This window comes from Paracoccus sp. DMF-8 (assembly GCF_029309835.1).
GTDB lineage: Bacteria > Pseudomonadota > Alphaproteobacteria > Rhodobacterales > Rhodobacteraceae > Paracoccus.
This window is the reverse complement of sequence record NZ_JARJHL010000010.1, coordinates 414,902-431,194: the sequence shown is the minus strand read 5'-3', so window position 1 is coordinate 431,194 and position 16,293 is coordinate 414,902. Positions and strand designations below refer to the sequence as shown.

Annotated in this window: 32 protein-coding genes; 1 reads left to right on the top strand and 31 read right to left on the bottom strand. The window is 61.7% G+C overall.

From position 1 onward, the window contains the following. Window positions 1-2: 2 nt before the first annotated feature. Window positions 3-203 carry a hypothetical protein gene (locus PE067_RS09390; protein ID WP_276189123.1) on the bottom strand — a complete coding sequence of 67 codons (201 nt, stop codon included), beginning with the start codon at window positions 201-203 and terminating at the stop codon, window positions 3-5. Window positions 204-246: 43 nt separating this feature from the next. Next, complete coding sequence (locus tag PE067_RS09385; RefSeq protein WP_276189122.1) at window positions 247-456, bottom strand: Arc family DNA-binding protein; 210 nt, start codon at window positions 454-456, stop codon at window positions 247-249. 100 nt (window positions 457-556) lie between these two features. Here PE067_RS09385 and PE067_RS09380 point away from each other — a divergent pair, with 100 nt between their 5' ends. Then, complete coding sequence (locus PE067_RS09380) at window positions 557-820, top strand: Arc family DNA-binding protein (RefSeq protein ID WP_276189121.1); 264 nt, start codon at window positions 557-559, stop codon at window positions 818-820. A gap of 132 nt (window positions 821-952) precedes the next feature. Here the strand turns inward: PE067_RS09380 and PE067_RS09375 are convergent, their stop codons facing one another. The 29 genes from PE067_RS09375 to PE067_RS09235 all read right to left on the bottom strand — a co-directional run bounded on the left by PE067_RS09375 (window position 953) and on the right by PE067_RS09235 (window position 16,285). Beyond that, entirely contained in the window at window positions 953-1,345 is a 393-nt protein-coding gene (locus PE067_RS09375; RefSeq protein ID WP_276189120.1) for a DUF3168 domain-containing protein, read from the bottom strand. Continuing rightward, window positions 1,342-1,650, bottom strand: a complete 309-nt coding sequence (locus PE067_RS09370; protein WP_276189119.1) for a phage head closure protein — start codon at window positions 1,648-1,650, stop codon at window positions 1,342-1,344. Before PE067_RS09370 ends, PE067_RS09375 begins: the two co-directional genes overlap by 4 nt. Before the next feature lie 28 nt (window positions 1,651-1,678). Beyond that, window positions 1,679-1,987 carry a head-tail connector protein gene (locus tag PE067_RS09365; RefSeq protein ID WP_276189118.1) on the bottom strand — a complete coding sequence of 103 codons (309 nt, stop codon included), beginning with the start codon at window positions 1,985-1,987 and terminating at the stop codon, window positions 1,679-1,681. Continuing rightward, window positions 1,987-2,874: a hypothetical protein gene (locus tag PE067_RS09360; RefSeq protein WP_276189117.1), complete on the bottom strand. Its 888-nt coding sequence runs from the start codon at window positions 2,872-2,874 to the stop codon at window positions 1,987-1,989. Before PE067_RS09360 ends, PE067_RS09365 begins: the two co-directional genes overlap by 1 nt. Beyond that, window positions 2,871-4,100 carry a phage portal protein gene (locus tag PE067_RS09355; RefSeq protein ID WP_276189116.1) on the bottom strand — a complete coding sequence of 410 codons (1,230 nt, stop codon included), beginning with the start codon at window positions 4,098-4,100 and terminating at the stop codon, window positions 2,871-2,873. The genes PE067_RS09360 and PE067_RS09355 overlap by 4 nt, the downstream gene beginning before the upstream one ends. A 109-nt stretch (window positions 4,101-4,209) precedes the next feature. Continuing rightward, window positions 4,210-4,446 carry a hypothetical protein gene (locus tag PE067_RS09350; protein WP_276189115.1) on the bottom strand — a complete coding sequence of 79 codons (237 nt, stop codon included), beginning with the start codon at window positions 4,444-4,446 and terminating at the stop codon, window positions 4,210-4,212. A 51-nt stretch (window positions 4,447-4,497) separates the two neighbouring features. Beyond that, window positions 4,498-4,818, bottom strand: a complete 321-nt coding sequence (locus PE067_RS09345; protein WP_276189114.1) for a phage major capsid protein — start codon at window positions 4,816-4,818, stop codon at window positions 4,498-4,500. Then, window positions 4,715-5,890, bottom strand: coding sequence for a phage major capsid protein (locus PE067_RS09340; protein WP_276189113.1), 1,176 nt, complete (start codon window positions 5,888-5,890; stop codon window positions 4,715-4,717). Before PE067_RS09340 ends, PE067_RS09345 begins: the two co-directional genes overlap by 104 nt. Window positions 5,891-5,947: 57 nt before the next feature. Then, complete coding sequence (locus PE067_RS09335; protein ID WP_276189112.1) at window positions 5,948-6,538, bottom strand: HK97 family phage prohead protease; 591 nt, start codon at window positions 6,536-6,538, stop codon at window positions 5,948-5,950. A 9-nt stretch (window positions 6,539-6,547) separates the two neighbouring features. Next, window positions 6,548-8,128 carry a terminase TerL endonuclease subunit gene (locus PE067_RS09330; protein ID WP_276189111.1) on the bottom strand — a complete coding sequence of 527 codons (1,581 nt, stop codon included), beginning with the start codon at window positions 8,126-8,128 and terminating at the stop codon, window positions 6,548-6,550. Window positions 8,129-8,220: 92 nt separating this feature from the next. Next, window positions 8,221-8,622 carry a hypothetical protein gene (locus tag PE067_RS09325; protein ID WP_276189110.1) on the bottom strand — a complete coding sequence of 134 codons (402 nt, stop codon included), beginning with the start codon at window positions 8,620-8,622 and terminating at the stop codon, window positions 8,221-8,223. Between the two features lie 94 nt (window positions 8,623-8,716). Then, window positions 8,717-9,016 (bottom strand): HNH endonuclease signature motif containing protein, encoded by a 300-nt coding sequence (locus PE067_RS09320; protein ID WP_276189109.1) that lies wholly within the window; start codon window positions 9,014-9,016, stop codon window positions 8,717-8,719. Further along, window positions 9,013-9,231, bottom strand: coding sequence for a hypothetical protein (locus PE067_RS09315; protein WP_276189108.1), 219 nt, complete (start codon window positions 9,229-9,231; stop codon window positions 9,013-9,015). The genes PE067_RS09320 and PE067_RS09315 overlap by 4 nt, the downstream gene beginning before the upstream one ends. A 291-nt stretch (window positions 9,232-9,522) precedes the next feature. Continuing rightward, window positions 9,523-9,744 carry a hypothetical protein gene (locus tag PE067_RS09310; protein WP_276189107.1) on the bottom strand — a complete coding sequence of 74 codons (222 nt, stop codon included), beginning with the start codon at window positions 9,742-9,744 and terminating at the stop codon, window positions 9,523-9,525. A 617-nt stretch (window positions 9,745-10,361) separates the two neighbouring features. Then, complete coding sequence (locus tag PE067_RS09305) at window positions 10,362-10,940, bottom strand: hypothetical protein (protein ID WP_276189106.1); 579 nt, start codon at window positions 10,938-10,940, stop codon at window positions 10,362-10,364. Further along, the gene (locus PE067_RS09300; RefSeq protein WP_276189105.1) at window positions 10,937-11,236 is read right to left on the bottom strand and encodes a hypothetical protein; all 300 of its coding nucleotides are present in this window, start codon (window positions 11,234-11,236) and stop codon (window positions 10,937-10,939) included. The genes PE067_RS09305 and PE067_RS09300 overlap by 4 nt, the downstream gene beginning before the upstream one ends. Window positions 11,237-11,366: 130 nt before the next feature. Beyond that, window positions 11,367-12,056 carry a hypothetical protein gene (locus PE067_RS09295; protein ID WP_276189104.1) on the bottom strand — a complete coding sequence of 230 codons (690 nt, stop codon included), beginning with the start codon at window positions 12,054-12,056 and terminating at the stop codon, window positions 11,367-11,369. After that, window positions 12,053-12,301 (bottom strand): helix-turn-helix domain-containing protein, encoded by a 249-nt coding sequence (locus PE067_RS09290; RefSeq protein WP_276189102.1) that lies wholly within the window; start codon window positions 12,299-12,301, stop codon window positions 12,053-12,055. Before PE067_RS09290 ends, PE067_RS09295 begins: the two co-directional genes overlap by 4 nt. Further along, window positions 12,298-12,651 carry an NUMOD1 domain-containing DNA-binding protein gene (locus PE067_RS09285; RefSeq protein ID WP_276189101.1) on the bottom strand — a complete coding sequence of 118 codons (354 nt, stop codon included), beginning with the start codon at window positions 12,649-12,651 and terminating at the stop codon, window positions 12,298-12,300. Before PE067_RS09285 ends, PE067_RS09290 begins: the two co-directional genes overlap by 4 nt. After that, window positions 12,648-13,052 (bottom strand): helix-turn-helix domain-containing protein, encoded by a 405-nt coding sequence (locus PE067_RS09280; RefSeq protein WP_276189100.1) that lies wholly within the window; start codon window positions 13,050-13,052, stop codon window positions 12,648-12,650. The genes PE067_RS09285 and PE067_RS09280 overlap by 4 nt, the downstream gene beginning before the upstream one ends. Beyond that, entirely contained in the window at window positions 13,049-13,417 is a 369-nt protein-coding gene (locus tag PE067_RS09275; protein WP_276189099.1) for a hypothetical protein, read from the bottom strand. Before PE067_RS09275 ends, PE067_RS09280 begins: the two co-directional genes overlap by 4 nt. Next, the gene (locus PE067_RS09270) at window positions 13,404-14,246 is read right to left on the bottom strand and encodes a hypothetical protein (RefSeq protein WP_276189098.1); all 843 of its coding nucleotides are present in this window, start codon (window positions 14,244-14,246) and stop codon (window positions 13,404-13,406) included. Before PE067_RS09270 ends, PE067_RS09275 begins: the two co-directional genes overlap by 14 nt. Then, a complete protein-coding gene (locus PE067_RS09265; protein ID WP_276189097.1) occupies window positions 14,243-14,557 on the bottom strand; it encodes a GIY-YIG nuclease family protein in 315 nt (104 codons plus the stop codon). The genes PE067_RS09270 and PE067_RS09265 overlap by 4 nt, the downstream gene beginning before the upstream one ends. Then, window positions 14,554-14,904: a hypothetical protein gene (locus PE067_RS09260; RefSeq protein ID WP_276189096.1), complete on the bottom strand. Its 351-nt coding sequence runs from the start codon at window positions 14,902-14,904 to the stop codon at window positions 14,554-14,556. Before PE067_RS09260 ends, PE067_RS09265 begins: the two co-directional genes overlap by 4 nt. After that, window positions 14,901-15,101: a hypothetical protein gene (locus PE067_RS09255; RefSeq protein WP_276189095.1), complete on the bottom strand. Its 201-nt coding sequence runs from the start codon at window positions 15,099-15,101 to the stop codon at window positions 14,901-14,903. The genes PE067_RS09260 and PE067_RS09255 overlap by 4 nt, the downstream gene beginning before the upstream one ends. Beyond that, window positions 15,098-15,253: a hypothetical protein gene (locus PE067_RS09250; protein ID WP_276189094.1), complete on the bottom strand. Its 156-nt coding sequence runs from the start codon at window positions 15,251-15,253 to the stop codon at window positions 15,098-15,100. The genes PE067_RS09255 and PE067_RS09250 overlap by 4 nt, the downstream gene beginning before the upstream one ends. Next, on the bottom strand, window positions 15,250-15,426 hold the full coding sequence (locus PE067_RS09245) for a hypothetical protein (protein ID WP_276189093.1): 177 nt from the start codon (window positions 15,424-15,426) through the stop codon (window positions 15,250-15,252). Before PE067_RS09245 ends, PE067_RS09250 begins: the two co-directional genes overlap by 4 nt. Continuing rightward, the gene (locus tag PE067_RS09240; RefSeq protein WP_276189092.1) at window positions 15,423-16,013 is read right to left on the bottom strand and encodes a hypothetical protein; all 591 of its coding nucleotides are present in this window, start codon (window positions 16,011-16,013) and stop codon (window positions 15,423-15,425) included. The genes PE067_RS09245 and PE067_RS09240 overlap by 4 nt, the downstream gene beginning before the upstream one ends. Then, complete coding sequence (locus PE067_RS09235) at window positions 16,013-16,285, bottom strand: hypothetical protein (protein WP_276189091.1); 273 nt, start codon at window positions 16,283-16,285, stop codon at window positions 16,013-16,015. The genes PE067_RS09240 and PE067_RS09235 overlap by 1 nt, the downstream gene beginning before the upstream one ends. Window positions 16,286-16,293: the final 8 nt, after the last annotated feature.

The window sequence follows — 16,293 nt, the reverse complement described above, 5'->3', positions numbered from 1 at the left end:
GGTTATGGGCTAGGGCCACAGCATCGATGAACGCCGACCCCTCTTTGCGTGACCAGTTGAACGGCTCGCGATTCTTCCGGCGAACCCGCCGCCTTCCACATGTCCGTCAGCGACAGCATGTCGCCTTTGTCCCGGATCAATGTCCCATTGTAGACGAGACCCTTGCCCGAAGGCTCCATGAGAGTCATATGATTGTCCAGCATGCTGATCCTTTCAAATCTGTCAGCGTGTTGAGGTTTTGCCGCGTTACCGCGCGGCGGCTTCACTTCCGGCAGCGGGGGCTTGGTCGCCAAACGAACCCCCCGCTGCCGCTCGCAGGATCATCGCCACGTGGGTGTTCAACGAACGACCCTGACGACGAGCCTCGATTTTCAATTCATCCCGCAGCGACACAGGAACACGGAGCGCGATTTGCGCGATGCCCTCTGTCGTGTGCGAAGGGATGATTGCTTGCATGTTCAACCTCCGTTCTTAAAGCATGAAGCTATAAAGCATCAAGCTACGTATTGCGTCAAGCCAAAAAAATAAAGCATGTAGCTAGCCAAAGGAGAATCCCATGGCGCGCCCACCAGCTTCCGAACAGGTTCAGGTCAATTTTCGTATGCCTGCCGACCTCAAGGCGAGGATCGAGGCAGCGGCAGAGGCCAACAGCCGAACAACCACAGCGGAGTTGGTCGCCACGCTGGAGGAGAAGTATCCGGCACCGGAGATAGATGAGTTGCAAGTCGCCCATGACGCGTTGCAGCGGTTCTTGTCAGCAATCCGAAGCGGAGAAGATCCAGACAAACCGACGCCTCAAATTGATCAGCCTGGTCGATGAGTTCGTGAGGGCGATGAACAATGTTGACGTTGTGGCAGAACCCGGCGACCCCGGAATGGTGAACATCGCATTCAAGCGGAAGCCTCGCCCCACCGACGACTAACCCCCGTTCTCCTTTGTTCCCCTAGGCGATCAATCTTCCACCATCGCCTCGACCATAATCACCGCATGGACGGTCTTGCCGTCAGGATCGTCCATCACGCGCGGCGTCTGCACTGACAGCGGGTGCATGGTGACCTGATCGGTATCGGACCAGCCTTTCAGCGCGCGCCGCACCTTGCCAGCCAGTTCGGCCATGCTCAGCTTGTTCCAGTCCGGGATCTGGCCCCAGATATCCAACTGGACGGTCCATTCGTCGGCCTCGATGCATTCCACATCACCCTCGACGCCGTAGATCGGGCCAAGGGTGCAGTAAGGGAAGGCCAGCCCCAAGGTCGCGCGTTCCTGCACCCTACCCCCGAGTTCCGGCACCTCTGCCGCCACGCGGTCAAGGATGATCTGCCCGAGGCGGCGAATGTCGGTCATTTCCCCTCCACCAGCACCTCGAAGAACGCCCGGTCATCGCTCTCGCGCGGGTGTTCTTTCACATCGAAATCGCGCCCGTCGATACGCATCCGCCATTCGCTCGTCACGCGTCGGGACAGGCTGGACGCGCGCACCGTCACGATGGCGGGGCTTTTCGCCCTCATGCGCGCCTGCATCACGCTTTCGCCCCCACGCAGCCAGCGGACGTTGCACCAGACGGTGCCCTGATCGTCATATCGCTGGATCGGCTGGCGATCCTCGTCCAGATACTCGACCGGCATCAGCAGCGTGGCCCGCTTGGTCAACTGGCCTGCGGTCAGGGGCTTATATGACCTAAGCAAGGGCGGGGTCTCGCAGCGGATAGAGCATAGCCGTGACCGGCATGGGCAGGTATCCGCGATCAAAGGCTCGTTCGGTGTCGTTGTCCGGGTTCCGCATCAGCACGCCGATCAGATAGATCGTGGCGATCTGCACCTCATGCGGCGCGGTGCTTGGGCTGATGATGCTTTCGCCAGAGGATTTCAGGTAATTCAGGATCGCACCGGACGCCGCAGGGATCAGCAGATCCAGGGCGATATCATCTTCATTGCCGTCCAATTTCAGCGCGGCCTTGACCTGATCCTTGGTGACCAATTCGACCATCACGCACCCCTCCCGTCGCGGCCCTTCTTGACCGCAAGTCGCCAGCCATCGCCGCCATCCGGCTTTGCGCTGGTGCCCGCCTGCGCGATCCACAGCGAGCCGCCATAGCTGACCGCATCGCCTTTCTCGTAAGCCTCGCCAGCCTTGAACGGCCCGCGATCAACGATGCCCGGCAGGCGCACCGATTTGACCAGATCGCCGCGCTGGAACCTGGCAGTCACCCGGCCATGATCGTCAGTGACGAAATCCAGATCCTCGAACCCGAGGCCGTCAGAACCGTCCTTACCATCTTGACCCGGCGCACCATCGGCCCCGTCAGAACCGACAAAGACGCCCAGATCCTTGGTCGTACCGTCGCTCATCACCGCGACCAACCTGCCGCCATCGGCGCGAAACAGGTCTTTGACGTCCAGACCATCGCGCCCAGGCTCTCCCGCGGCTCCGGGGGCGCCATCCTTGCCCGGCGCGCCATCTGCCCCATCACGCCCGTCCTTCCCGTCCTGCGGCACTGGCGTGGCGTCCAGATACGCTTTCACCTGTTCTTGTAGTGCGGGCAATACATCCACGACCGTTACGCTTGCACCCGGCTCACCATACTTCGCGACAGGCAGCGCCTTCACAGCCTCATCGACCGCGACCTCGATCAACGCGGGGATATCTGGCAATTCCGGCTGTTCGAGGATCAGCCCCTTGATCGCGTCCAGATCGGCCTTGACCTCGGCCCGGACCAGCGCGGCGATTGCAGCTGCATCGGCATCCTTGCCGTCGCGCGGGACCGGCAGGGCCTCTATGCGCCGCTCCATGGCCTCGATCCGCGACAGGATCGGAGCTGTCGCCGCCTTCACGATCCCGGCCAGTTCTGCGCCGAATTTCTGCGGGTCAATCATGCCGCCTCCATATTCTTGCGCAGCGACAGCAACGTTTCTGCCATGAAGGCGCGTTCTTCAGCCTGTTCTTGTGCCGATGTGTCGGGGGCGGGCAACGCAATCGGCGCCGGGTTGTTGGCCTGCTCGATCAGAACCTTGTCGCGCGCCGCAATCGCCTCGATGCTGTGATCCTGCTGTTGCAGATAGACCGTCGCACCGCCTGTGATCGGGGCCGCGTCCAGCTTCTTGCGGCGCTCGTCCAGCGTCAGGACCGACTTTGATTTCTCCAGCACGTCCATTTGCGTCAAGCTATCCAGCCGCCACAGGCTGTCTGTGTCGAACTCGACGCCGACCGTAACCCCATCCAAGCCAAGGCCCTCATCCAGACAGGATTCCGCATCCTCCATCGGCCCATGCAGGGCGTCGATGTAATATCGGATGTTGCTGGTCTGGACCGTTTCCCCGGACGGGATCGCGGCCAGCCCAAGTTTCGACAGCGGGATTCCGTAGGTCGCAACGATGGTTTCCGCCGTCCATTTCAGTTGCTCGACAAGCTGGCTGTCATTGGCTGTCACCGTCAACTGGCTGAACGTCAGCCCATCGCCGACCACAGCGATCCGGCCCGCGTTCTCGCCAGAATAGCCCTGTTCAAACGCCTGTTTCAGCTGCGCCGCCGTCTCGTCCGAAATCGCTCCCGGCGCCGTCAGGATGCCGCCGGGCCGCGATTGGTTCGCGAAGAAACTGGCCGCGCTCTCGCTGATCTTCTGCGCCTGCGTGGCGTTCAGGGCGTTGGCCCACAGCGGCGGAATACCGACCAGTGGGTGAAACAGGCAGTTCCAACGGTCATGGATGATTTCACGCGCCGGGACCGTCAGAGCATCGGGCAGCCGCGCCAGGTTGTCACTCGACAGGCGGTAGAAAACCTCGCCGCTCTCGCTGATCAGAGGCTGAACGCGCATCGGGTCCAGAACATACAGCGCCACGACGACTCCGCGCTGGTCACGCTGTTTCAGAACATAGGTGTTGCCGCGAGACAGCTTCGACAGAAAATAGCTTTCCCAGAACTGATTTCGCGTTTGGAAATGGTTCGGCTTGCGAATGACGGGCGAAAAGGCCGGGATACTGACCTCGGACCAGATGCCCGCGTCTTGCTTCACCAGCTTCACCCGCAGCTTGGCAATGTCGCGCGCGATCATCGACTGGCAGCGAAAAATATACGGGTTCGACAGCACAGATTCGCGATCCACGACCACATTTCTCTGCCACGCGCCCGTGAAGCTCTCAAGCACGCGCCATCCGCCGCCGTTCGGCGCGGGCGACAGCGCCTTTTCTTTGCGACGGAAAGGCCACATGCGATTATTCCCCGCCCGCTGCCGCTGATGCGATCTTCTCGCGCAGTTCGTCAGCGCCCCAGCCCATATACGGGCGCTTGCCGATCAGCGCCTCGTATTCCTTGCGCAGTTCGGCCAGATCGTCGGGCTGCGAGGCTTCAGCAACCATGTCACGGCGCTCATAGCCCAGCTTGCCCAGAACGCGGGCAAAGCGAGGATCGCGGGACTTCATGGCCCGGTCCATATAGGTCGATTTCTTCATGTCAGCCTCCGCAGGAGTGGAAAGGGGCGACCTGTGCCGCCCCTGCCATCATCAACCCTCGTCGGGCTCACCGCCCCAATCGACGCCGGACAGAACCTGAACCGACGACGCGCGACGACGCGCCCAGCTGATCGTGCGCTCAGCGAGGAAGCCGACCAGATTGCGCTGCCACAGCGAAACCAGAACGGTCGTCGCGGTCGTCGGGTTGTCCGGGGAATCGTCCATCTGAACCGACGCTTCGCGCGAGAAGTCCACCGAAAAGCCGCCTTCATCGCCCAGATAGATATCCGAGGTGTTGACCAGCGCCACGGTTCCCGACGGGACGTGTTCCGAAACGATCACCGGCAGGCCAAACAGAGTGCCGCCGTTCATCCCGATCCCAGGAAACTCCGGTTGCCCCAAGCGGGTTGAGCATCAGGGACAACGACAGCGCCTGAGTCGCGGCCATGATCCAGACACCCGAGGTCGGCGCGTTGTTTGCTGCGATGAACGCCGCGAAAATCGCGCGGATATCGGCGCGAACCGCATCCGCATCAACGCCCGACGAGGGGATGGCCGTGATGCCATTCGTGATCGACGCGGGCGAGACACCGGAAACCGCCGATTTGGTGGGGTCGATGAAGTCGATATCCAGACGTTCGCGCAGGGCCGCAACAAGGCTGTCGCGAATGATGCCATCAGCCGAAGGGTTGGAATATTCCAGAACCTCTTTCGACGCGATGGCGATGTTCGCAACTTTGAGCGGTTCCAGCGTGGTGCGGCTGAAATCGAACTTGGTCAGAGGCTTTGCCTGACCTTCGCCGACCCAGTAGCCCGAGCCGCCCGTGGTCTGGCCGATCAGGGGCGTGCGGAAACCGACATTCCGAAGGGACGGGATACCGTTGTTGCCAAAGCGGCCCAGAATGGTCTGCGGGCGCAGATACTCGATAAAGTCGGCATAGACAGAGCCTTCATCGCCAACCAGATTCCCCGCCCAACTTGGCGTGGTCGTGAGAGCCGGAGCAACCGCCGCCTTGGCAAAAACACCATAGGTCGAGGAGTTTTCACCGTAGAGGGTGGCAGCCGCTTCGCGCTGTGTCATGCCTTTGACCGCCGCGACAGCCTTTGCACGGGCAATCCGCGCAACAGCGATGCCAGGATCCAGCTTCTCAGCGGCCTTCACCTGAGCCGGAACGCGAGGATCGCGCGAATCCGACGCCGCCTTCGCAGACGACCCGTCAACCGGCTTGGCGGTCGCGCCCACCATTGCCTCGATCTCTTTCAGATCGGCAATCTGCTGGTTCAGCGATTTGACTTCGCCTTTCAGCGTGTCAACCTCCTCGCGCGCCTCGGCGTCGAAGGTCTCGCCCTTTTCGGTAGCCGCATCTGCCAGCGCCTTCAAGCGCGTGACACGCGTTTCCAGTGCCGCCTCGAAGGCAGCGATTTGTTCGGCATATGGTGCCATGATATTCACCATTTTGTTGATGTGCCCTGCCCTCGGGCGTCAATACAGGCGGGCCGTTCAGGTGTGGATCTTCCGCACCACAAACGGTTGTGCCCGGACGCGGGCTGGGTCGTTCAGCTTCACCACAGGCAGACACTTCTTGCCGGACGCGGCAGGTTGCTGGGCAGGCGGAACGATTGCAGCAGCCGCCAGAGGCTTCGCTGCAAATTCTTTGACCATGGCGATGGACGCCTCGGCATTGGCGGGGATTGTGACGGCCGACAGTTCAAGCCATTCCCACTCTCGGAACTCGACGCCCCAAGACCCCTCGATCTGGGCCACTTTCAGGCCCCGAAAACCGATAGACAGGCCCCGGACAAGCCCGGCTTTCATCAGCTTCCAATAGCGGTCGATTTCGTCCGCGACGCCCAAGGCGACCTTTGCGACGACCTCGATCCCCTTCTCGGTCACCTTCGCCTCGACCACTTCACCAATCGGGTCGGAATGGTTGTGCTGCCAAAGCAAAGGGAGCGGCAGGCGATACTTGGCACCCTCGGGCAGAACGATATCGTCCATGCGATCCGGCGACGGCGTGCTGGCGATGCCGGTAATCGTCCCGGTGTCATCGTCCAGCGCCTTGATTTCCAGCGTCGAAAAGGCGCGATCCATAGCCGCCTCCTAGATAATGTGAATTTGGTATTGCGGTTCCGCAGCCGCTTCTCGACCGATGAACCAACCGAGCGCCATGATCAGCGCAATCGCGCCGTCGATCTTGTTCGCGGGCATTTCCTTGCGCGGATAGACGTTTTCCTTGGCGTCGTAGTGCCCAACCACGTTGCCGATCATCCAGTTCAGCACCGCGTTGCCGGGATGATGAATCCGCCCCTCACGCATCAGGGCGTCCAGCGTCTTTGTCGCCTCGGACATATTCGCGACCGTCTGCCGGTATTCCTCGGCTGGCATCCCGTCCTTTTTCAGCGACTGGATCATCTGTTGCGCCTGCCATGGGTCGGTCGCGACGGCCAGCAAATCCATGCCCGGCCCGTCCGCTTTGATCTCGTCCTCGATGATGCCGAAATCCGTCGTCTCGCCCGGCGTGGCGTAGATATCGCCCTGCATTTCCCAGCCCCGATACATCGGGTGTCGATCATCTTCGATTGCCGAGCGCGGCAGGTAAAAGCGCGGGAACGCGTAGTAATGTGCCTTGCCGTCAATCATCCTGCGATACAGGTTCACGCGGGCCGCGATGTCGATCTTGCTGGCCAGATCCAGCCCCATCACGCACTCGTCGCCCGCGAAATCGGCCTCATCAAGCGCGCGGTCCTCGCACTTGCGCCACCATTCGGTGTCATAAAGCGCGGAGTTCGCATCCACCCACACGTTCAGGTGCTTGGTGAGATAGTTCACCCGATCCTTGACCACCTGCCGGGCTTTCGCCGCCGTTTGCATGACGATTTTCGGGTCAACCGAAACGCCCCAGTTCGGATTGGCCTTCCTCAGCGTTTCCTCTGAATAAGGGTCGTCCCCCTCGTCCACCGTGTAGACAATTCCAAACGTCGAATCTGCCGCTTCGCCGGTCACATCGCCCGACAGCACCTTGAGCGCAAAATCCCGCGTTTGGTAACAGATCCCGTGCTTGTTGAACCCCGCCGTCGTGATCGCCCAGATCATCGACTGAGGCCGTTTGCCCAACCCGGTTTCCAGAACCTCATAGACCGCCGGTGTCTTGTGCGCGTGAAGCTCGTCCACGATGGCTAGGTGGATGTTCAGGCCGTCCAGCGTGTGCCCCTCGGCCGAAAGCGCCTTGAAGCTACTGGACGACTTCAACTGAACGATGGCCTGCGCCGTGACTTCGATGCCGAACTTTTTGCACAAGGCAGGCATCTTGCGTGCCATTGCCTGCGCGTCCCGGAACACGATCCGGGCCTGATCCCTCGTCGTGGCGGCTGAATAGACCTCTGAACCCGCCTCGCCGTCGAATGCCAGCATGAACAGACCGACCGGCGACGACAGAGCGCTTTTCCCGTTCCCGCGCGGCACCTCGATATAGACCCGGCGAAACCGCCGATTACCGTCGGCATCGACCCACCCGAACGCGGTAGACAGGATGAAGACCTGCCACGGTTCCAACCGCAGCAACTCGCCCCTGCTGGCCTTCTCACCCTTGATATGAGGGGCCAGTTCCACAAACCGGCATACCTTATCAGCATGGGCCTCGCTGAACCGATAGCCGGATGGCGGGCTTTCCAGATCATCCAACTGCCGCTGGCACGCCTGCTGGACGTATTTGCACGCCGGGATCAGGCCCGAGACGACGCCACGGGCATAATCATGCGCAACATTCGCGAAACTCATTGCGTCGGCGCGTCCAGAAAACCGAACGGATCGTCGTCATCGTCCTGCGGCGGCTGGTAAACCTTGGTCCGGTCAACCGGCGTTGCGCCGAGCGATGAAAGCGCCATCCGGTAAGTGCTGTAAAAGCTGGCGGGCGTTTCAGGCGGCAGGCCCGCCATGATCTGCGCCCGCATCAGGCTTACAATCTCGACTGCGCCACGGTCCTCGTAGGTCAGCCATGGGATTTCATCAGCAAACACCGACCAAGCCTTCTTCGCCATGGCTGGTAAATAGGCGGGCGGCTTACCTAGTTCGCGCTTAGACGCCTTCGGCTCACTCCGGGCGCGGTATCGCTGCGGGTCGTGCTTGTCGGCCCCGGTCAATGCCGCCTTGGCCATTGGCGTGCGGGGTCGTGCCATCAAATTGCCTTTTCCTGAATTGCGGATGCGTGCGGAAACCGGGGCCGCGGGTCCTGAGGCTCGTCCCCTCTGGCTTTCCGACCACCCCCCCCTGTCAGACTGGATACCCATCCAGCCCCACCTGCCGGGGGCGCTTCCACCCCTCGTCTGATGCGGTCTTGTCGCGGTGGCAGTCGCGGCATATCGCTTGCAGGTTGCCGAGGTCGTCCGTCCCGCCTTGCGCCTTGGGCGTGATGTGATCGACCTCGTTGGCCTCTGTGACGTGTCCGCGCTTTAGGCAGGGCTGGCACAGGTAGCTATCACGCTTGAGGGCGTGCAGCCTGATGCGGTCCCAACTGGCGCCATATCCTCTGGCGTGGCGGCTTGGCTTGTCCGCCCATCGTTTGCGGGTCATCCGCGCTTGGGTGGCATTGGCGGCTTTGCTGACCGCGCGCTGGCCATCTGCGGACCAGCCTTGCGGATCATATCATCGATGTCGTTGACAAGCCGCAGTTTCTCAACCACGCGCTGCAACTCGTTACGCTCGCGGCTGACCTTGAGGTAGGCAGCGGCTAACTGTTCCGGGGCATAGCGGCGCAGCAGTTCGGCAATCTTGGCGTCATCTGTCATGGCTCACCTTCCCGGCGGCGGTATCGACGGCGTGCGCAAACGCAACATCGGCGGCACGCCGAGCTGTCTCGTCTCTGGCTCTGACCGCCATGGGCCGCAACGCCCGCATATGCACTCCATCCGCCAGCGCGGGGCAAGGATGCCTGACCTGCGCCACGTCATTATGTCGCCGCACTCGCAAGGCGACTTGGTTGGGACAAACGCGGGCGCAACCATGCATCACCTCATGAAATCGCAGGCCCTGCACTCACTCGCTTGCTTGCTTGCTGGCCACTGCTCGTAGATCCGCTGCTAGACGCCAGTGACGACGGCGACAGCAACGGCTACCGCCACCATGACAGCATGGGCCAGCTTGATAAGCTGCGCACGCCTGCGGGATCGTCGCTCCTGAACGATTGCAGCCACCGCGTCCTGTCTTTGCCGGTTGATCGGCTCATACACGCCCATGCGCTGCGGGTGGTCGCAGTCGGAGACGAGCGCCTGATCGGGCCATTGGCCTGATGCTTGGGTCATGGCCAATGATACCCTGATGCGGACACCCTATCAATGCGAACGCCCCGCTATGCGTGATGCACGGCGGGGCGGTGATCCCGTCTGTTTCCGGGCTGTCACTTGGGCCAGTCAGCTTTGCGGGGTTGCCAAGATTATCGCACCGCAGCCGTGTTGTGCCGTCTCTCCGGCTGTCACCAGTTGACCGTAGGTCGCGGGCCGATGGCCTTCCCGTGGCCCATGCACGGACTCGAACCGTGGGCTTTCGGCTTGCGTTGAGCGTGACCCGTTATCGCAGCGTCCGGGCCGGTCCATTGCGGGGCTTGCGCTACCGCTCTGCGTGTGACCGCGCTCAGGTGGATCATCTGGCGCTCCAGGCGCTCGACCGGGGGGAGCATTCCATCAACGTCCCGGTAGATGATCCGCCAAAGAGCGGTTGAGCGCGACCATTACCCGAAGGTGTGCAGCCGCATTGCGTCGCTCGGCTTGGCCTATTGGTTTGCTATGCTGGCTGTATGGCCGTCCAGCCTGTGACCACTTGCCGCGCTCATCTGGGTTGACTGCACGCAATCATCCCAGAAAAGCCCGGAATCAGAAAAGCGCCAAGGTCCCCCAAGGCGCAATTCTTCGATGATCTATTCCTAGCAGGTCCTCGATTTCCGCGCAAGCCCTTCGATTCGTTCGGAGAGTCGATCCAGCGCAATTTTCAGGTGCGCCTTTCCATCCTCGTGCTTGCGGCCCCGGTATTCGCGCAGGGCGCCGATTGCATTGCCGTCGCAGCACACGCAACTGACGATCCTCTCATCCTCGACAGGGACCATGCGGCTGACCTTGAGCAACGCAGACACCCGGTCGATCTGGATCGCCACAGCCGCGTCGGGCTTGGGGCTGCTGTCCACCCGCTCACGCAGCCACGGGGGGCAGGTGCCGACCGACACCTTGAGCCACGCCATGCGCAGCAGACAGCCCGCGTTGTAACCTGCCGTGCTGATCCAGCCGCGCTTGTGGTAGATTTCTAGCATGTCATAGCGCCGCACGCCTGTCACGCAGTTGGGGTTTTGAATCTTGCCAGTCTTGGGGTCCACCTCGCCGCGCTCCTCGATCACCAGCCCGTGCCGGTTGGCCTGCCCCATGGCGCCGTGATCCCACGGGGATGCTGCGATAGTAGGGGCGATGTTGCGCTTGCGGCCTGCGCGGCGGCGCTGTGCTTTGCTGGTCATACTTTGCCCCATTGTGCTGTTTTCCAGTCATTCGCGGAAACCGACGCGACCAGTATGCGCGGGGGCGGATGTCGAACATCTCTATCCCGCGTCACATAGGCGTTGAGGTCTCCGGTCTCTCCGACCTCCCACCAATGGCACTCAATCAGCATGGTGCCGGGTTCTCGCTCGACGACAAGGGTGCGCAGGGGCGGCGCCTTCACCGGGACGCGGCTCATCGCGATAGCTAGTAGCCCTCCCATGAGGAGAACGACCATTAATCCAAAAACAACCCATGCCGCTGCATCAATGCTCATTCCTGCCCCTTTCGGATCATCTGCGCGTCCTTCTGTTTCTGCGTTCTGCGGTTGGATCGGATGGCCTTGCGGGCCATGTCTCGGATCTGGGCCAATAGGCGGCGCTTCTTGCGGCCAGGGTGATCGGGCCTCATGCAGCGCCCTCCATCGCCAACCCCGCCCATTGCGCCATTGCCCGGCCAATGCCGGGGTATGTCTGACTGCGCGCCAGCCATCTGTCTGCGGATGGCGTCACGCGGTTCTGGCCGCTATCGGTCTGGTTGGCCCACCGCTCGACCATTTTCCCGCGCCACTGAACCACGCGGCCAGGGCGTCGATCTGCAATACGGATGACCAACGGCGGCAGGCGGTCCAGCCACAGGCCCGTGGCCTTGCTGGCGTCATCGCCAAATTCGTAGGGCTGGATCACCTGATCGGGGCGTCGAATGGCCGCGCTGATGAAGCTGGTCGCGGGATTTTCGATAGCCTTGGGATAGGGTAGCGCCATGATGCGACGAACATCGGCCAAGGCGCTGGCCCTAGCCTCGCGCCGCTCCACCCCTGTCAGCGTGCCGGGCTTGATCCGCTGGTGATACCCGACACCAGGGTAGCGCGTGAAATCCGGGTCACAGAAAGCCCATGCCGCGCTGCACGTCAGGTAGGTGCACATGGGGTGGAAAATACCCCAATCCCACGCCTGCCCTGCGACGTCCCAGATATCGCCCTGAATATGCCAAGGATGATCGGCGGCGCGCAAATCGCAGGTCCACGCCTCCACCCCGCGCTGACGAAGCAGCGTGACAGTGATCGGGCAGCGAGAAAATCCAATGAGAACCTTCATGCCCCTGCCCTCGCCTCTGCGGCGCGGACGCCGTGCATGACCGTGGTGTGGTCGCGGTCCCAGAACCAGCCGATCACGGGATAGCTGAAACCCGCCTCGCGCTGACGGCGCATCGCCTCTTGCCGGGGCTGTGCGATGAACTGGCGACGTGATGGCGACGTGATTTCATCAAACGTCATGCCGTGTTCCGCTGCCGTTTCCTCGGCTATGCGGCGAAGGGCGGCGCGGCTCTTGAGGATTGTCATGCCTGCGCCCTCCCTGACTCTGCACGCATCATCGCTGCCATCAGCATGTCGCGCATTGCGGCGCTGGCGTTTGGATGGATCCAGCGTTTCAGTTGGCTGACGCTGATCCCAAGGTGTTTTGCAGCTGCAACCCGCGACGGAAACTCGCGACCGAAAATCACGGTGGCCTTTGAAGCGTTCTGGCATCCGGGGCGCGCCTTTCCGCGTCCGAGACGGGACAGATCGCCGTAGGTATCGAGATGATAGGCCACGGTTCTGCGGCTGACGCCATGGGCGCGGGCGGCTGCGCGGATCGAGGGGTGCACGGTGTTGGTGGTGTCGATGGTGCGGACGTAGAGCGGATGTGTCATGCGTTCACCTCTGCCCGGATCGCGGCAATCACCGCGTCGATGCGGCTGGCCTCGGGCGTGACGCGGACCAGCGAAAAGCGCGGCGTCGTCTCGTGGCGCGGATCATGGCCCGTCTCGACCTCCCACGGGGCGCGGTGCAGGCTGATGCCACGCGGGGCAGCCACGGGCGCAGGGGGCGCGACCTCAGGCTTGGACAGCAGGCCCTCACGGCGGGCGCGGCGCATCAGGTCTTTCAGGGTCTGGACGCGGATATCCAGCGCGGCAGCGATTGCCTCGGTCGAGTGACCAGCGGCCAAGGATTGCTCGATCCATGCCAGACGGTCATGCGCGCGCTGGACGACGTGGGGGGCGCTGCCGCCGGGCATGTAGCCGGTGATGTGCTTGGGGGCGGTGAGGGTCATTCTGCGGCCTCCGAACGTGGCATTTTATTGACGGCGAACGGGTCGCGCAGGCCGATTTCCGCCATGATCGCGCGGCGGGCTTCGTCACTGACCCGCTCTTTCGGGGCCTCGACCGGAGCAGCCAGCGCGGCAGCAACGACCGGCGCATTGCGCTTGCCCCACGCCTCTTTCAGCAGGGCAACGATGTGGCCGGGGTTCGGCTTGCGGTTCGGGTTTTCGCGGCGGTGCTTGCGCAGCGCGGCCTTGATGCTTTCGACCGGCCAATCTTCCAACTCGTCGCACCAGTCCGCCAGAACATCGGCGCGAAGAGCGGCGGGCATGTCGTCGCGCCAGTAGCCGGTAAGAACCACCTCAACCGAACTCAATATTTGCGCCCGATGGCGCGCGATTTCGGATTGCGGCCTCGTAGATCCGGCGTTGGGCGTCAGAGGCGGCAGCTTGGCGATTTTGCTGGGGAGATTGGCGGTCATGGGCAGATCCGTTGATGACTGTGAAGTTCGGTTGCGGCTGTATTTCATCCTTCCAGCCCTGCTGGTTCAGCCATGTCGTTGGGTCTCGGGCATACCCGTCCCTGACCCGCTGATCGGTATGGGCGCGTCCAGCCCCATCGATAATTTCCTGCTGAGAAGCACCAGCTTTGATCGCGGCGCGATACTTGTCTTCGGCGCCCGACCTGTTGCGCTTGGTCCCACCACGGTGGGGGTATGCGTCCCAGAACTCTTGGAATCGCGAAACATCGGGGGAAGGCGCTGTCGAACGCGCGGATGCGTTAGCATCCTTCTTACCTTCTTCCCTTATTTCACCCTTATTCTCGTTTGTATCGCCGCTGTATCGCCGCTGTATCGACGCTGTATCGGATGCTTTACCCGATGGCTGATATTCATCATAATTACAGATCGTTATGATGGTCACACCTGTATCGGCATCAGATCGGATCATTTCCATCTTTTCGAGGCGTTTTAGGTATCGCTGGACCTTCGGCGCCGTCCATTTCCACGCCGAAGCAAGGAACCGGACCGATGCCGCAAGTTGACCGCGCTCGGTCGCAGCAACCACGTTCCCAACCCGCTTGACTCGGGACTTCCACGAGGCTTCCATGATGAGCCAGATCCACGCCTCACGCTCTGTCTTCGCCTCATCGGCAAATACGGCATGGTCAAAAATGGATCTGGCGATACTGACTGATCCGCTCATTTGCACGCCTTCTCAGCTATGAGAACGACATCTCCGACCGGACGGAAAAACCAATCTCCTTGATCTCGGCAGTAATCCAGCTGATCACATATTGCCTGCTCTGCATCGAATGCGGCAAACTCGCATGACAGCAGCTTCTTCCAGTGCACGACCAGATCGCGGCGCGTCTTTTTACGATGTTGCGCTAATCTTTTAGATGCGCTTACCGATATGCCGACCTTTACAGACCCCGTTCCGTCACGGTTGCCAACGACATAGACAAAGGTGGGCTGGCACTTTCCCTGATCGCATAGGGTGCATTCTTTGCTCATGTCGCCTCCGATACTGTGATGATGACGGCGCCGCCCTTGACGACAGGGCCGCGTGACAGGGCCAGCGTCCACCGGCTGTCGTCTATGCCGGTCGCGTCGGACAGGCCGTCCAGCAGGCTCTTGCAGCGGGCTACGGCATTGTCCAAATCGTGGCGGCGCGCGCTGGCGGGCTGGAATTCGATAGCGACGTGCATCCGGTCCCACGGCAGGGCGCGGACGCCTGCGCCTTGGCACAGATAGCAGGCGTCCTTGCGCACCTTGGCGGCGATGCGGGCCTTGGCTGCCCAATGGACGCGCGCGTTGGGCGACAGGCTGGACGGGGGCCACGGCAGGGTGACGGATTTCATGCCACGACCCCCACATAGCGAAAGCCCGGCAGGTCGTCGCGGATCATCAGGCGCCCGGCCTTGAAGCCCTCTGCCCAGACCTGCAACACGCGATCGAATGGGACGCCGGATGCCTCGGCAATCTCTCCGAACATCATCTGATTGCGCTGCACCACGTTCCAGACGGCGCGTTTCTCGTCGGCAGTCGCGGGCTTCATTTCTGCCCCCGGATTTCCGCCTGCATCAGATCCAGCGTGACGCGGCGCAGGCGCTCGGTCAGGACGGTGTGATTGCGGCTGTTGGGCTGGCACAGGGCCAGACGGGCGATGATGCTGTCGCGGTCAGCGCGCAGGCGTTCGATCTTGGTCATGCCGCCCTCGCCTGCCGGATGATGGATTTCAGCACGCCGGTGCGGCGCAGTCGCTCGACCAGCGCGCGAACGTCAGCGACGGGGAAGCCGCCGCGAACGGCGATGTCCTCGACGCCAAGCCCGGCCAGAAGGCCGCGCGCCGTCTCGATGTTGATGCGCGGTGGCTGTGTCATCGCTGCACCACCCGCGACCGCTTGACGCTTGCAATGCCAGCCAATTGTTCGGCAAACTGGGACAGTAGACATTGCCCGGAGAGCAGAACTTGGACTTCACGCCAGAGAACTTTCAGGCCGCGATACAAGGGGCCGGAACCCTCGCTGACGGCCTCGGGAAGGTTGCCGACCTGAGTGCCAAGCTTAAGGGACTGTTCGGAAAGTCTCAGGGCGGTGCTGACCCTGATGTCATAGCCACCCTCGACAAGCTTGACGCGGAGGTAAGATATACGAAGATCGCGTGCGACCTTCTGCAAATGCAGGTTGCCCTCATGCAGCGCGATCTGGCAGCGGCGAATGCTGTAGACGCCAAACTTGCGGATTACGAACTTCACCGGACGGAATCCGATAACTGGGTATATGCGCACAAGGACCCCTTGGCACATCATCAGAACGAGCATTTCCTTTGCCCGAACTGCGTTGAGGAGCGGAAATTTTCGATCCTTCAGGGGCTGCGGTTCATGAAGAAGTGCAATGCGTGCAAGGCGACGTTCGATTTTGACAGGAACGACGACCCCCTGCATCGGGGATTGGACTTCGCGTGACATTAGCGCACCGCCTTCCTGCCAATTTCGGCAGGTGCAGGTTGTTGCGTGGGGGTCGCGGGCACATATCCTCTTGAGCGGATACGACTACGCTCCGACAACATGAAGGATATCGCCTTTGCCTCAGTCTCCGGCCAGACCCGGCGATTTTGCCGCAGCCGGGAAACCAATTCCGAGTTTCCGACAGATTTCTTGCCGAAATAGCTTTCGCCCATCCCTGTTTCTGACAGGAACGCCTCGATCTTCTGTAGGAGCGTGGGGGATTTTTTTGCCATGACCCGCA

What these genes read in the sequence shown, in the direction of transcription:
- PE067_RS09285 (WP_276189101.1), bottom strand. Translation starts at nt 12,651, where the DNA reads ATGACACATCCGCTCTACGTCCGCACCATCGACACCACCAACACCGTG.
- PE067_RS09335 (WP_276189112.1), bottom strand. Translation starts at nt 6,538, where the DNA reads ATGGATCGCGCCTTTTCGACGCTGGAAATCAAGGCGCTGGACGATGAC.
- PE067_RS09375 (WP_276189120.1), bottom strand. Translation starts at nt 1,345, where the DNA reads ATGACCGACATTCGCCGCCTCGGGCAGATCATCCTTGACCGCGTGGCG.
- PE067_RS09305 (WP_276189106.1), bottom strand. Translation starts at nt 10,940, where the DNA reads ATGACCAGCAAAGCACAGCGCCGCCGCGCAGGCCGCAAGCGCAACATC.
- PE067_RS09280 (WP_276189100.1), bottom strand. Translation starts at nt 13,052, where the DNA reads ATGACCCTCACCGCCCCCAAGCACATCACCGGCTACATGCCCGGCGGC.
- PE067_RS09240 (WP_276189092.1), bottom strand. Translation starts at nt 16,013, where the DNA reads ATGTCACGCGAAGTCCAATCCCCGATGCAGGGGGTCGTCGTTCCTGTC.
- PE067_RS09265 (WP_276189097.1), bottom strand. Translation starts at nt 14,557, where the DNA reads ATGAGCAAAGAATGCACCCTATGCGATCAGGGAAAGTGCCAGCCCACC.
- PE067_RS09270 (WP_276189098.1), bottom strand. Translation starts at nt 14,246, where the DNA reads ATGAGCGGATCAGTCAGTATCGCCAGATCCATTTTTGACCATGCCGTA.
- PE067_RS09245 (WP_276189093.1), bottom strand. Translation starts at nt 15,426, where the DNA reads ATGACACAGCCACCGCGCATCAACATCGAGACGGCGCGCGGCCTTCTG.
- PE067_RS09255 (WP_276189095.1), bottom strand. Translation starts at nt 15,101, where the DNA reads ATGAAGCCCGCGACTGCCGACGAGAAACGCGCCGTCTGGAACGTGGTG.
- PE067_RS09290 (WP_276189102.1), bottom strand. Translation starts at nt 12,301, where the DNA reads ATGACAATCCTCAAGAGCCGCGCCGCCCTTCGCCGCATAGCCGAGGAA.
- PE067_RS09320 (WP_276189109.1), bottom strand. Translation starts at nt 9,016, where the DNA reads ATGACCCGCAAACGATGGGCGGACAAGCCAAGCCGCCACGCCAGAGGA.
- PE067_RS09340 (WP_276189113.1), bottom strand. Translation starts at nt 5,890, where the DNA reads ATGGCACCATATGCCGAACAAATCGCTGCCTTCGAGGCGGCACTGGAA.
- PE067_RS09380 (WP_276189121.1), top strand. Translation starts at nt 557, where the DNA reads ATGGCGCGCCCACCAGCTTCCGAACAGGTTCAGGTCAATTTTCGTATG.
- PE067_RS09390 (WP_276189123.1), bottom strand. Translation starts at nt 203, where the DNA reads ATGCTGGACAATCATATGACTCTCATGGAGCCTTCGGGCAAGGGTCTC.
- PE067_RS09315 (WP_276189108.1), bottom strand. Translation starts at nt 9,231, where the DNA reads ATGACAGATGACGCCAAGATTGCCGAACTGCTGCGCCGCTATGCCCCG.
- PE067_RS09310 (WP_276189107.1), bottom strand. Translation starts at nt 9,744, where the DNA reads ATGACCCAAGCATCAGGCCAATGGCCCGATCAGGCGCTCGTCTCCGAC.
- PE067_RS09295 (WP_276189104.1), bottom strand. Translation starts at nt 12,056, where the DNA reads ATGAAGGTTCTCATTGGATTTTCTCGCTGCCCGATCACTGTCACGCTG.
- PE067_RS09300 (WP_276189105.1), bottom strand. Translation starts at nt 11,236, where the DNA reads ATGAGCATTGATGCAGCGGCATGGGTTGTTTTTGGATTAATGGTCGTT.
- PE067_RS09350 (WP_276189115.1), bottom strand. Translation starts at nt 4,446, where the DNA reads ATGAAGAAATCGACCTATATGGACCGGGCCATGAAGTCCCGCGATCCT.
- PE067_RS09345 (WP_276189114.1), bottom strand. Translation starts at nt 4,818, where the DNA reads ATGAACGGCGGCACTCTGTTTGGCCTGCCGGTGATCGTTTCGGAACAC.
- PE067_RS09385 (WP_276189122.1), bottom strand. Translation starts at nt 456, where the DNA reads ATGCAAGCAATCATCCCTTCGCACACGACAGAGGGCATCGCGCAAATC.
- PE067_RS09325 (WP_276189110.1), bottom strand. Translation starts at nt 8,622, where the DNA reads ATGGCACGACCCCGCACGCCAATGGCCAAGGCGGCATTGACCGGGGCC.
- PE067_RS09360 (WP_276189117.1), bottom strand. Translation starts at nt 2,874, where the DNA reads ATGATTGACCCGCAGAAATTCGGCGCAGAACTGGCCGGGATCGTGAAG.
- PE067_RS09365 (WP_276189118.1), bottom strand. Translation starts at nt 1,987, where the DNA reads ATGGTCGAATTGGTCACCAAGGATCAGGTCAAGGCCGCGCTGAAATTG.
- PE067_RS09250 (WP_276189094.1), bottom strand. Translation starts at nt 15,253, where the DNA reads ATGACCAAGATCGAACGCCTGCGCGCTGACCGCGACAGCATCATCGCC.
- PE067_RS09235 (WP_276189091.1), bottom strand. Translation starts at nt 16,285, where the DNA reads ATGGCAAAAAAATCCCCCACGCTCCTACAGAAGATCGAGGCGTTCCTG.
- PE067_RS09260 (WP_276189096.1), bottom strand. Translation starts at nt 14,904, where the DNA reads ATGAAATCCGTCACCCTGCCGTGGCCCCCGTCCAGCCTGTCGCCCAAC.